Genomic DNA, 11,741 nt, shown 5'->3' with positions numbered 1-11,741 from the left:
CGCATGATGCCGACGAAGCTTCGCGAGACGCGCTGAGAACCAATCGGGCTTTTCGGCAGCTACACCATGCCGCGGGCGCGCCACTCCTGATGAAGTCATTTTGGTGTGGCCCCGCAGCCCGGAATGCGTACATAGGAGCAAGCAAAAAAATTTGGAGGAAAGCATGCGGCTCATTGCCCTCGTATCGGCTCTGGTCCTGCCGTTTGGCGCGGCGCTCGCCCAGGACTATCCGATCAGGCCCGTCACCATGCTGGTGCCGTTCGCCGCCGGCGGACCTACGGACACGATTGCTCGCCTGACCGCGGCCGGCATGGCGAAATCGCTTGGCCAACAGGTCGTCGTCGAGAACGCGCCCGGCGCCGGTGGTACCATCGCCACGACCCGCGCCTCGCGAGCCCAGCCCGACGGATACACGCTGCTGATCCATCATGTCGGCCTCTCGACGGCCGCCACACTGTACCGCAACCTCAGCTATGACACGAAGACGGCCTTTGCGCCGATCGGGCTTGTGACCAATGCGCCGATGACCATCATCGCGCGTCCGGATTTTCCGGCCGACACGCTGAAGGAATTGATCGCCTACGCCCAACAGCAGGGCGACAAGCTGACCTATGCCAATGCCGGACTCGGCGCGGCGTCGCATCTCTGCGGCATGCTGTTCATGACAGCGATCCAGAAGCAGCTCACCGCGGTGCCCTACAAGGGCAACGGCCCCATCATGAACGACCTTCTCGGCCGGCAGATCGATCTTACCTGCGACCAGGCGACGAATACCACCGGCCCGATCATGTCGAAGCAGGTCAAGGCCTATGCGATCACCACCAAGGAGCGGCTGAAGAGCCTGCCCGATCTGCCGACCGCCGACGAGGCCGGCCTCAAAGGGTTCGAACTTGGTGTCTGGCACGGCATCTATGCCCCCAAGGGAACACCACCGGCGGTCGTTCAGAAGCTGACCGCGGCGCTCCAGTCCGCCCTTAGGGATTCCACGCTGATCGCCCGGTTCAACGACATCAACACGGAGCCGGTCCCGCAGGAGAAGGCGACGCCGGAGGCGCTGGCCGCGATGCTCGCGAGCGAAGTCGACCGTTGGGCTCCGATGATCAAGGCAGCGGGCCAATTCGCGGACTGAGCCATTCCTGCTCAATTCGTGCCGACATCGCTGCGTGAGCGGGCTAAGTCACCACGGTAAAAAACAGTCCATTCAACAGCCAATCACCGGGTAGCAAAATACCGGTACTGTGCATGGGGTTGTTTTTGCGATTTTATGGGGTTGTTTTTGCGATTTTAATGTCGGGCCGGTCGCGGAGGCGTCAGCCCGCCGCCTCGTCGAACTGCGTGCTCGCCTCGAGCCACTGCTCCTCGGCGCGCGCCAGCGCGTCGGCCGCATTGGCGCGTGCCTTCGACAGTTGCGCGGCTTGCTTGGGGTCGCGGGTGAAGATGTCGGGCAGGGCCAGCGCAGTGTCGATCTTGCTGATGATCGCGCTGACGCGGGCGATCTCGGTCTCAGCTTCCGCGATACGTTTCTTCAGCGAGCCGCGATTGTCCGATCTCGGACGCTGCGGCTTCTCGCTCGGCGCGTTGCGCTCTCGCGGGGCGGGCTCGCCATTGCGCGCGGACAGCACCAGGCGGCGATATTCGTCGAGGTCGCCGTCGTAATTAGTCACGGTGCGGTCGGCGACGATCCAGAGTTGATCGGCGCAGGACTCGATCAGATAGCGATCGTGCGAAACCATGATGACGGCGCCGGGGAATTCGTTAATGGCTTCCGCAAGCGCGGCGCGGCTGTCGATGTCGAGATGGTTGGTCGGCTCGTCCAGGATGATCATGTTGGGGCCGAAGAAGGTCGCCAGTCCCAGCAGGAGCCGCGCCTTCTCGCCGCCCGACAATTTTCCGACCTTGGTATCGGCCGCCTTGCCGGAAAAGCCGATCGCACCGGCGCGGGCGCGTACTTTGGCTTCCGGCGCCTCGCCCATCAGCTTGCGGACGTGGTCGTAGGTCGAGGCATCCTCGTTCAATTCGTCGAGCTGGTGCTGGGCGAAATAGGCAATCGAGAGCTTGTCGGCGCGGGTCACCTTGCCCGAGAACGGCGCGAGGCGGCCGGCGAGCAGCTTCACGAGAGTCGACTTGCCGTTGCCATTTGAGCCGAGCAGCGCGATGCGGTCGTCATTATCGACGCGCAAGGTGACGCGGTTCAGCACGGGCGTGGTCGGATCGTAGCCGACCACGACGTTGTCGGCGGCGATGATCGGCGGCGACAGGATTTTCTCGGGCGCGGGAAAGCTGATCTCGCGTACGTCCTGGGTGACCAGCGCCGTGATCGGCTTCAGCCGCTCCAGCATTTTCACACGGGACTGCGCCTGGCGGGCTTTCGAGGCCTTGGCCTTGAAACGGTCGACGAAGGCTTGCAGGCGGGCGCGTTCGGCTTCCTGGCGCTTGACCGCTTTGGCATCGAGCATCTCGCGCATGGCGCGCTGCTCCTCGAAGGAGGAGTAGGTGCCCTTGTAAAGGGTGAGCTTGCTGCGATCCAGATGCAGGATCTGGTCGACCGAGCTTTCCAGCAGGTCGCGATCATGGCTGATCACGATAACGGTGCGCGGATAATGCGCGAGGTGATCCTCGAGCCACAGCGTGCCTTCGAGGTCGAGATAGTTGGTGGGCTCGTCGAGCAGCAACAGGTCGGGAGCCGCAAACAGCGTTGCGGCGAGCGCAACGCGCATGCGCCAGCCGCCGGAGAATTCGGCGCAGGGGCGGAGCTGGTCGGCGGCGGAGAAGCCGAGACCGGAAAGGATGGCTGCGGCGCGGCTCGGCGCCGAATGCGCGTCGATGTCGACCAGCCGGGTCTGGATCTCGGCGATCTGGTGCGGGTCGGTCGCGCTCTCGGCCTCGGTGAGCAGTGCGTCGCGTTCGAGGTCGGCCTTGAGCACGACCGAGATCAGGCTCTCGGGGCCGTTCGGCGCTTCCTGCGCCAGGCTGCCGACGCGCCAGCGGGGCGGCAGGCTCACCGTGCCGTGCTCGGCGGCGAGCTCGCCGCGGATCACCTTGAACAGGGTCGATTTGCCGGTGCCGTTGCGACCGACCATGCCCACGCGGGATCCGGGCGTGATCTGCACGGAACTCTGGTCAATCAGAAGGCGTCCGGCGAGGCGGATGGAGAGGTCGGTGATGGAGAGCATGCGGCCTTGTCACCGCACCCGCGATCAAACGCAACCCGTTTTTCTGTGTTTGCAAGCCGGTGCTTGTCAACTCAGTGCGAATCGCGCTCGCGCTGCTTCAGCTCATTGAGGAGTTGCTCGAGGTGCGTCGGCAGCCTGGCTTCGGGCCGCAGGCTCTGCTGGAGCCGTTCGCCCACCGCATCGCGGATCGAGCGGCTGGTGCGCCGGTCGATTTGCTCGCTATCGTCGGCGAAAAGGCTAACCATCGCAGAGTTCCGTGTTCTCAAAGAAGCGACACGGTACCAAGTCCTTGGCCCCCAAATGGTTTCGCCACTCGCGGCGATTGCGCGGCATTCTAGCAAAAATTGTGTGAAGCCGCGCAATATCCTCTCCGAATACAAAGCCCCGGCGCTGGGGGACGCCGGGGCTTCGCCTGGAAGGTACCTTGGGGGCTCAGGTATCTTTGGAAAGGTGCTGTCGGGCTCAGTAGCAGCGGTTGATCATCCGCCAGCGGGGTCCCCAGGGAGTCGGGACCAGCCGGCGCACATAGCAGCCGCCATAGCCGTAGGAGACGGGAGCATAGAAGCGCGGTCCACCCCAGCCGTGGCCGTTGTGCCAGCCACCGCCGCCGTGCCAGCCGCCGCCGCCACCATGCCAGTGCGCGGAGGCGGAGGTCGGCGCCAGCGCGGCACCAAGCGCAACCGCGGCGACGGCGGCGAGGGAAAGTTTCCTCAACATGGTGATCTCCTCAAATCTGTTGGCGCGGGGCTATCGCGTCGATGGAAAGGCCGCCGAAACGGTCTGCCTCTGAAAGAGGCTTTGGTTTCGATGGACCCGAGGTTATCCGAGCGAGGCTGAACCAAACCCTGACGAGGCCTTCAGAATGGGTTCATCTGGGTGAAATCATTGTAATCCACGTTGGACTTCCAACCCTGAAAGGGGGACCCACCACGCGTCCGCAATGGATGGGAAGGAGACCACGGAAGCTAAGCTTCGCGTCTGCCTTGAGTGCTACGGTCATATAGAGTCTGCCATGGTCGATCCTCAGTCACACCAGGAAGGGGCCTTCGCGTGATCACCGTTTGGGGCGGACAGACCTCGCGATCGATCCGGGTCGTATGGGTGCTGGAGGAGATGGGCCTTCCCTACCGCGTGCGGCAGGTGGACATGCTGGCCGCCAAGCAGGACCCCGAGTTCCTGGCGGTCAACCCCGCTGACTACATCCCGGCGATCCAGGACGGCGACGTCGTCATGGTCGAGTCGATCGCGATCATGGAGTACCTGATGGCCCGCTACGGGCCGACGCCGCTGGCGCCCGCGCCGCAGGATCCCACGTTCCCCGCCTACCAGCAATTTCTGCATCTGGGCGAAGCCGGTCTCGCGACCCTGATGATGCCCGTCGTCGTCAGCCGCTTCATCGCGCCCGATGCCGAACGGGAGAACTGGGGCGCGACCTGGTGCCTGCAGTCGTTCCAGAAGCGGCTAAAGCTTGTCAGCCAACGGCTTGCCGACTCGTCCTACCTTGCCGGCGAGGCTTTCACAGCAGCCGACATCTCGGTGACCTACGCCCTGAACCTGGGCCAACGGAACTGCGGGATCACCCTCGGCGACGCCGAACAGGCCTATCTCGCCCGCACCACCGGCCGCGACGCCTACAAGCGTGCCATGGAGCGTTCGCACGAAGGGGTGAACACCTGATTCCCGTTTCCTCCGCGAATCGAGACACGAGAGGTCAGCACTCAACGTCATGGGGTCGAAAGCGGCCCTAAGCCCGACGCCGACCTTCGGACGCCCAGATCGCCGCCATCTACAAGTATCGGTTCAGGTGAACACTCGCCCTCGGCCTGCGGCGAAGCGCCCGCGAGCCCGTTTGGGCGGTCGCTTGCCGTATCGCGAAGGCGCCGATATAAGCCCGGCAACTCCGAACCACTGTTTTCTCTTCAAGGACAACATCATGGCCATCGAACGCACCTTCTCGATCATCAAGCCCGACGCCACCGCGCGCAATCTCACCGGTGCGGTTAACGCCGTGATCGAGAAGGCGGGCCTGCGCATCGTCGCGCAGAAGCGTATCCGCATGACCAAGGAACAGGCCGAGACCTTCTATGCGGTCCACAAGACGCGCCCCTTCTTCGGTGAGCTCGTGGAGTTCATGACGTCGGGCCCCGTGGTCGTCCAGGTGCTGGAAGGCGAGGGTGCCGTCGCCAAGTATCGCGACGTGATGGGCGCGACCGATCCGTCCAAGGCGGCTGACGGCACCATCCGCAAGCTCTACGCAAAGTCGATCGGCGAGAACTCCGCGCACGGCTCGGATGCGCCGGAGACCGCCGCGATCGAGATCGCGCAGTTCTTCTCGGGCAACGAGATCGTCGGCTGACCCGTCAGCCGATAAGGTAACGAGACGCGGCGAAAGGACGTAGTGTGAACTGGCTCTGGCAGATCTTCGATCCCGCTACGATCGGGGCATTCTTCACCCAGTTCCGCGTTGAGATGGCCGAACCGACCTTTTGGGTCGCGGTCGGCAAGATCATCTGGATCAACATCCTCTTGTCCGGCGACAATGCGCTGGTGATCGCGCTTGCCTGTCGCGGCCTCAAGCCGCGGCATCGGCTGTGGGGCATGATCCTCGGTGCGGGCGCCGCGGTGCTGCTGCGGATCATCTTCACGGGCATCGTCGCGAGCCTGATGGAGTTGCCGTACCTCAAGCTGGTGGGCGGCCTCGCGCTGATCGTGATTGCGGCCAAGCTGCTGGTGCCGGAGCAAGAGGACGAGGACGGCGTCGAGTCGGCGTCGCATCTGTGGCAGGCCGTGCAGATCGTCGTCGTTGCCGACATCGTCATGAGCCTGGACAACGTCATTGCGGTGGCCGCGGCCGCCAATGGCAGCGTGCCCTTGCTGGTGCTCGGTCTTGCCATCAGCGTGCCCTTGATCGTCGCCGGCGCGGCGCTGATCATGGCGCTGCTCGCAAAGCTGCCGGTTCTGGTGTGGGCCGGCGCGGCGCTGCTCGGCTGGATCGCGGGCGAAGTGATCGCGACCGATCCCGGCATCGCGCCGAGGCTGCATGCGCTGTTCGACGGTCCGTTCGGCGCTTCGCTCGACAACATGCTCGGCGCCTTGCGCATCCCGCCGCAATTCGCCCATGGCGGCGGAGGCGGCGAATATCTCTGCGCAGCTCTCGGCGTCGTTGTCGTGCTGGTCGTCGGCTCCATCTGGCGCCGCCGCAGCATGAGCGCGGCCGCGCTCGAGTCCTCCGAACGCCACGTCAAGGCCTCGGCGGAGTAGATCTATCTTTTGAGCATGATCTCTTGGGAAAAGCGCTAGCGTCGGACGATCGAGCCGGTGCGGTTGATCAGGCGGGCGAGCGCGCGGAAGCGGCTGCCGACTCGATCCGCGACGAGATCGCCGAGGCGGTGCTCGAACACCAGCAACAGCTTGCGGCCCATGCTGCGGAAATGCGTCGCGGGCAAGACGCCCGGACGCGCCGCCGAGATCAGATGTGCGACGCGGAAGGCCGCGCCCAGCAGGCGGGCGCGTTCGAGCTGCGCCGGCGTCAGCAGCTCCTGCATGGCGACCGGCGGCTGGTTCTCCTCGCTGAGGCCCGCATAGCGATAGAACACGGACAACCCGACGAAGGCGCGCTCGGTGTGGGTGATCGCGCCGAAATTACCGTTGACGACGAGGCTCAGCGTCTGCTCGCCGCGATGGTCGGGATGCACGCGCCACCCGATGTCGGACAGCAGGCACGCGGCGTGGCGCAGGCGGCGGTCTTCTTCGGTCTCGCGCAGCTTCACCACGCGCGCGAGGCGGTCGGTCCAGGCGATCAGCTCGCGGGCGTGCTTTGCCGAACGCGACAGCAGCTGGTTCAGCTCCTCGGCCGCGCAGATCAGTCCGTCCTTGTTGCGCTCGGACTCCGGCAGCTTCTCGTGCAGCAGGCCCTCGCGCACGCCGAAGGTCGAGAACACGATGGTCTTCGGCTTCGCCACCCGGATGATGTGCTCGAGCACCAGCGCCGCATAGGTGAGGAGCGGACGCCGGGCATCGGCGACGATCTCGATGTCGGCGAGCATGCCGGCGGCCGCAAGCCGGCGGAGACGACGCGAGAAATCGAGCGCCTCGGCCGCCGAAATCGAATAGCCGTGCATCACCTGCAGCGGATAGCCGCTCTGGATGATGTGGATGCGCGCAAGCGCGCGCCAGGTGCCGCCGACCGCGTAGAAGCTGCGGCTGCTCCCCGCCTTGAGCTGCGGCACCCCATCGAGCGCTTCGCGCACGATGCGGTCGGCGCGTTTCAGGGATTTATGCGCGAGGTCCTGCAGCGCGAGGCCGCCGAGCGGCAGCGTCACGCCGCTGCGCACGGTGTTTTTGCGCACGTCAATCAGTTCGAGCGAGCCGCCGCCGAGGTCGCCGACGATGCCGTCAGGATGATGGATGCCGGAGATCACGCCAAGCGCCGACAGCCGCGCCTCGCGCGGGCCCGACAGGATCTCGATCTTCACCGCGCAGATGCGCTCGGCTTTCGCGATGAAGTCGGCGCCGTTGGAGGCATCGCGGCAGGCGGCGGTCGCAATCGCAAACACCCGCCCGACCTGCATGACCCGGCACAGCGCACGGAAGCGCTTGAGCGAGGTCAGCGCCTTGTCGACGGCGTCGGGCGCAAGCAGTCCCGTGCTCTGCACTTCGCGCCCGAGGCCGCACAGCGTCTTCTCGTTGAAGATGGGAATGAGGCTCCGCGTCAGTCCCTCGTAGACGACGAGACGGACCGAGTTGGAGCCGATGTCGATGACCGCGACGCTCGAGCCGCGCTTGCGCGGCCGCTTCACGTCGACGATCCCGGATCAGGATTGATGACGTTCATTACGGCGCGTGAGGCGGCGCGGCGAGGATTCCTTGAGCGACTTACCACGGCCAGACAGACTCGGATTTGTCATGAAGTAGTTGTGGACGTTGAAAGGCTCCTCGCCCTTCGCGGTCTTCATACGCGTTGAGGACCCGTCCGGCAACAATTGCCAGCTCTGTTCATTGTCCTTGAGATTCGCGACCATGATCTGTTCGAGAACCTGCTGATGCACCGTGGGATTCTGCAGCGGACACAGCACCTCGACGCGGCGGTCGAGGTTGCGCGGCATCATGTCGGCTGAGGAGATATACACAGCCGCTTTCGCGCTCGGCAGGCCCTGGCCCATGCCGAAGCAGTAAATTCGGCCGTGTTCGAGGAATCGTCCGATGATCGACTTGACGCGGATGTTCTCCGACAGGCCGGGAATACCGGGCCTGAGGCAGCAGATACCGCGCACCACGAGCTCGACCTGCACGCCGGCCTGGGAGGCCTCGTAGAGCGCGTCGATGATATCGGGGTCGACCAGCGCGTTCATTTTCATCCAGATCGCAGCAGGCCGGCCGTGCCGCGCATGCGCGGTCTCGCCCTGGATGTGCTCGATGATGCGCTTGCGCAAGGTCAGCGGAGACACCGCCATCTTTTCCAGATCGCTCGGCGCAGCGTAGCCGGTGATGAAGTTGAACACGCGCGCGGCGTCGCGGCCGATGGTCGGCTCCGAGGTGAAGTAGGAGAGGTCGGTGTAGATGCGCGCGGTCACCGGGTGGTAATTGCCGGTGCCGGTGTGGACGTAGGTCGTGAGGCTGCCGCCCTCGCGCCGCACCACCATCGAGAGTTTCGCGTGGGTCTTCAGTTCGAGGAAGCCGTAGACGACCTGCACGCCGGCGCGTTCGAGGTCGCGCGCCCAGCGGATGTTGGCCTCCTCGTCGAAGCGGGCCTTCAGCTCGATCAGCGCGGTGACGGATTTGCCGGCTTCGGCGGCTTCCACGAGCGCGCGCACGATCGGCGAGTTGCTGGAGGTGCGGTAGAGCGTCTGCTTGATGGCGACGACGTCGGGGTCGCGCGTCGCCTGCTGGAGAAACTGCACCACGACGTCGAAGGATTCGTAGGGGTGATGGACGACGAGGTCCTTCTGCCGGATCGCAGCGAAGATGTCGCCGCCTTGCTCGCGCACGCGCTCGGGATGGCGCGGCACGTAAGGGGTGAATTCGAGATCGGGCCGGTCAAGGCGGGTGAGCTGCGAGAGCTCGTTCATGGCGAGCACGCCATCGACCAGGAACACCTCGTCGTCGGCGGTCGACAGCGCGTGCTGCACGAAACTGCGCAGCTGCTCCGGCATCTTGGCGTCGATCTCGAGTCGGATCACCGAACCGCGGCGGCGGCGCTTCAGCGCGGTCTCGAACAGGCGGACGAGATCCTCGGCCTCTTCCTCGATTTCGAGTTCGGAGTCGCGGAGGACGCGGAAGGCGCCCTGGCCGTGAAGATTGTAGCCGGGGAACAGGCGGTTGATGAACAGCGCGGTGGCCTGCTCCAGCGAGATCAGCCGGACGACCTTGCCGTCAGCCGGCAGACGGATGAAGCGGTCGATCTTGCCGGGCATGCGGATCAGCGCGTTCATCTGCTTGCCGTCGGCGGCGCGCGTGAGCTGGAGCGCGATGGTGAAGCCGAGGCTCGGAATGAACGGGAAGGGGTGGGCCGGGTCGATCGCGAGCGGCGTCAGCAGCGGGAACACGTTGCTGAGGAAGTAGTCCTCGACCCAGGTTCGTTCCGCCTTGGTGACCTCCTTGCCCTCGACCAGCACGATACCCTCGTCGGCGAGCGTGCCGCGCAGGTCGCGCCAGATTGCCTGCTGGTCGGAGGCAAGCTGCGAGACGGTCCGGTTGATGAGCGCGAGCTGCTCGGACGGGGTCAGACCGTCGGGGCTGCGCTCAGCAATACCCTCGCGCACCTGGGCCTTGATGCCGGCGACGCGGACCATGAAGAACTCGTCGAGGTTATTCGCTGAAATCGACAGGAATCGCACCCTCTCCAGCATGGGGTGGCTGGGATTGACCGATTCCTCCAGGACGCGGCGGTTGAAGTGCAGCCAGGAAAGCTCGCGATTGATGAACCGCTCGGGGCTCGATGCGATCGCCGGCGGGCCTTCGGCTTCCGGGGCTTTTTCTTTAACTTCAACAGCTTGCGCAGAATCCATCAGAAGTCGGTCCATCCAGTTCGCCCCAATTTGCGACTTACGCGCAAAACCCGCGGGAGCATGTGTTAGAGCGATGACGTTTCGATGACATTGATGTTCCGCCGCCCGGCCGCGTCAACCCGCCTTGGTCAGACATCCCGGAGCAGCTCGGCCGCCAGGGCCCGGGTGACGGGGCGGCCGAGGCGCAAGGCCTCGCTGTCCAGCAGGTTCACAGCCCGTCGGGCGGCGGCGGAGGACCGCTCCAGGCGAGTGGCGAGGTAGCTGACCACGCTCTCGTCCACCGCGAGCTGGCGGTCGGCGCAGAACTTGACGATCAGGCCGCGGAAGAGCTGGTCGTCGGGCGGCAGCAGCGAGACAACGGGGACGGCGCGGAGCCGCGAGCGCAGGTCGGCGAGCTCGATCTCGAGAGACGCGGGCACCTCGCGTCCGGTGAAGAGGACGTAGGCGCCGTCCTCGCGGGCCAGATTCATCAGATGGAACAGGGCGCGCTCGTCGAATTCCCTGGCTTTGGGATCCTCGACCACCAGCGCGCCGGTGGCGAGCGCAGCCGGGACGGCCTCGGCGGTCAGCCCATTGGCCGTGGTCGAGCGGGCGCCTGAAGCCTCGGCCCAGATCGCGGCGAGATGGCTCTTGCCGCTTCCTTCCGGGCCGGCCAGCCACATGATTCGGTTCGGCCATTCCGGCCAGGCGTCGATGAGGGCAAGACCGGCGGCGTTGACGGGGCCTTCGAGGAAATTGTCCCGGCTCAGGCTCTCCGCATGCGGAAGCGAAAACGCCAACTGTCGGGGATGAACGCGGCTTGGCACGCTTGCTTTGCTCCGTGCCGGCGTGCCGGCTTCGTTTGACGAGATGCGACCTAATCGAGCGGGAGTTGGCCTTTTACGGGGCCGCTCCCAACTCACTTGGCCTCGATCGTGCTCATGTGCCGCAACCATTCGACAAGATAGAGCGACACGGAGGAGAGCGTGAAGACCGTGACGAGGCCCATCAGGATTATATCATAAGGACCGGGTTTGAAGCCGAAGGCGAGGGCGGCCAGCACCAGCGCCGCGAACGCCACTTGGGCCACAGTGTTGAGCTTGGATACCTTTGAGGGCTTCATCTCCACAGGTCGGTCGAACAGCCACGATATGATCACGGCGGCGACGATCATGATGTCGCGCGAGACCACCAGGATGACGATCCAGCGCGGAATCGCGCCCCAGATGCCGAGCGCCATGTAGATCGAGACCAGCAGCGCCTTGTCGGCGAGCGGGTCGAGCAAGGCGCCGAGCTCGCTCGTCATGTTGAAGCGCTTGGCAAGGAAGCCGTCGACCGCGTCGCTGATACCGGCGATCAGGAATACGGCGAACGCCACCTCCATTTGGCTCGACACGATGGCCCAGACGATGATCGGGACCAGCATGATGCGGCCCAAAGTAATGATGTTCGGTATACTCACACGGCGCTTCCCGGCACCCGGCCTGACCTCGAATTCGGCCCTTTGGAGGCTGAACCGGTTGATATCTCTACATAGTATACGGCGGCGCGCCATGCGAGCCATTGCGCGTCCCCGGAATTC

11 protein-coding genes are annotated in these 11,741 nt (G+C 64.9%); 4 read left to right on the top strand and 7 right to left on the bottom strand.

The genetic code is table 11. From position 1 onward, the window contains the following. Window positions 1-163 precede the first annotated feature (163 nt). Window positions 164-1,129, top strand: a complete 966-nt coding sequence (locus AC0L3B_RS09945; RefSeq protein WP_204511001.1) for a tripartite tricarboxylate transporter substrate-binding protein — start codon at window positions 164-166, stop codon at window positions 1,127-1,129. Between the two features lie 181 nt (window positions 1,130-1,310). Here the strand turns inward: AC0L3B_RS09945 and AC0L3B_RS09940 are convergent, their stop codons facing one another. The 3 genes from AC0L3B_RS09940 to AC0L3B_RS09930 form a co-directional block, all read right to left on the bottom strand. Beyond that, the gene (locus AC0L3B_RS09940; protein ID WP_018459084.1) at window positions 1,311-3,173 is read right to left on the bottom strand and encodes an ABC-F family ATP-binding cassette domain-containing protein; all 1,863 of its coding nucleotides are present in this window, start codon (window positions 3,171-3,173) and stop codon (window positions 1,311-1,313) included. A 71-nt stretch (window positions 3,174-3,244) separates the two neighbouring features. Further along, on the bottom strand, window positions 3,245-3,418 hold the full coding sequence (locus tag AC0L3B_RS09935) for a hypothetical protein (RefSeq protein ID WP_007609361.1): 174 nt from the start codon (window positions 3,416-3,418) through the stop codon (window positions 3,245-3,247). A gap of 217 nt (window positions 3,419-3,635) precedes the next feature. Then, complete coding sequence (locus AC0L3B_RS09930) at window positions 3,636-3,890, bottom strand: sulfur globule protein precursor (RefSeq protein WP_247368370.1); 255 nt, start codon at window positions 3,888-3,890, stop codon at window positions 3,636-3,638. A 333-nt stretch (window positions 3,891-4,223) separates the two neighbouring features. Between AC0L3B_RS09930 and AC0L3B_RS09925 the strand changes: the two genes are divergently transcribed. The 3 genes from AC0L3B_RS09925 to AC0L3B_RS09915 all read left to right on the top strand — a co-directional run bounded on the left by AC0L3B_RS09925 (window position 4,224) and on the right by AC0L3B_RS09915 (window position 6,434). Further along, window positions 4,224-4,850 (top strand): glutathione S-transferase family protein, encoded by a 627-nt coding sequence (locus AC0L3B_RS09925; RefSeq protein WP_085352938.1) that lies wholly within the window; start codon window positions 4,224-4,226, stop codon window positions 4,848-4,850. A gap of 256 nt (window positions 4,851-5,106) precedes the next feature. Further along, a complete protein-coding gene (gene ndk, locus AC0L3B_RS09920) occupies window positions 5,107-5,529 on the top strand; it encodes a nucleoside-diphosphate kinase (protein ID WP_473380342.1) in 423 nt (140 codons plus the stop codon). A 44-nt stretch (window positions 5,530-5,573) separates the two neighbouring features. Beyond that, window positions 5,574-6,434, top strand: a complete 861-nt coding sequence (locus AC0L3B_RS09915) for a TerC family protein (RefSeq protein ID WP_085352939.1) — start codon at window positions 5,574-5,576, stop codon at window positions 6,432-6,434. A 35-nt stretch (window positions 6,435-6,469) separates the two neighbouring features. Here the strand turns inward: AC0L3B_RS09915 and ppx are convergent, their stop codons facing one another. The 4 genes from ppx to AC0L3B_RS09895 form a co-directional block, all read right to left on the bottom strand. Further along, window positions 6,470-7,972 carry an exopolyphosphatase gene (gene ppx, locus AC0L3B_RS09910; RefSeq protein WP_247391406.1) on the bottom strand — a complete coding sequence of 501 codons (1,503 nt, stop codon included), beginning with the start codon at window positions 7,970-7,972 and terminating at the stop codon, window positions 6,470-6,472. Window positions 7,973-7,987: 15 nt separating this feature from the next. Beyond that, window positions 7,988-10,180, bottom strand: a complete 2,193-nt coding sequence (locus AC0L3B_RS09905) for an RNA degradosome polyphosphate kinase (RefSeq protein ID WP_026233127.1) — start codon at window positions 10,178-10,180, stop codon at window positions 7,988-7,990. A gap of 128 nt (window positions 10,181-10,308) precedes the next feature. Beyond that, window positions 10,309-10,986, bottom strand: coding sequence for a P-loop NTPase family protein (locus AC0L3B_RS09900; RefSeq protein WP_473380341.1), 678 nt, complete (start codon window positions 10,984-10,986; stop codon window positions 10,309-10,311). A gap of 92 nt (window positions 10,987-11,078) precedes the next feature. Then, window positions 11,079-11,621, bottom strand: coding sequence for a CDP-alcohol phosphatidyltransferase family protein (locus tag AC0L3B_RS09895; RefSeq protein WP_026233129.1), 543 nt, complete (start codon window positions 11,619-11,621; stop codon window positions 11,079-11,081). Between the last annotated feature and the right edge of the window lie 120 nt (window positions 11,622-11,741).

Source organism: Bradyrhizobium sp. Kon56 (assembly GCF_055807635.1).
Note: the sequence above shows the minus strand (reverse complement) of the source record. Positions and strands in the feature narration are given on the sequence as shown.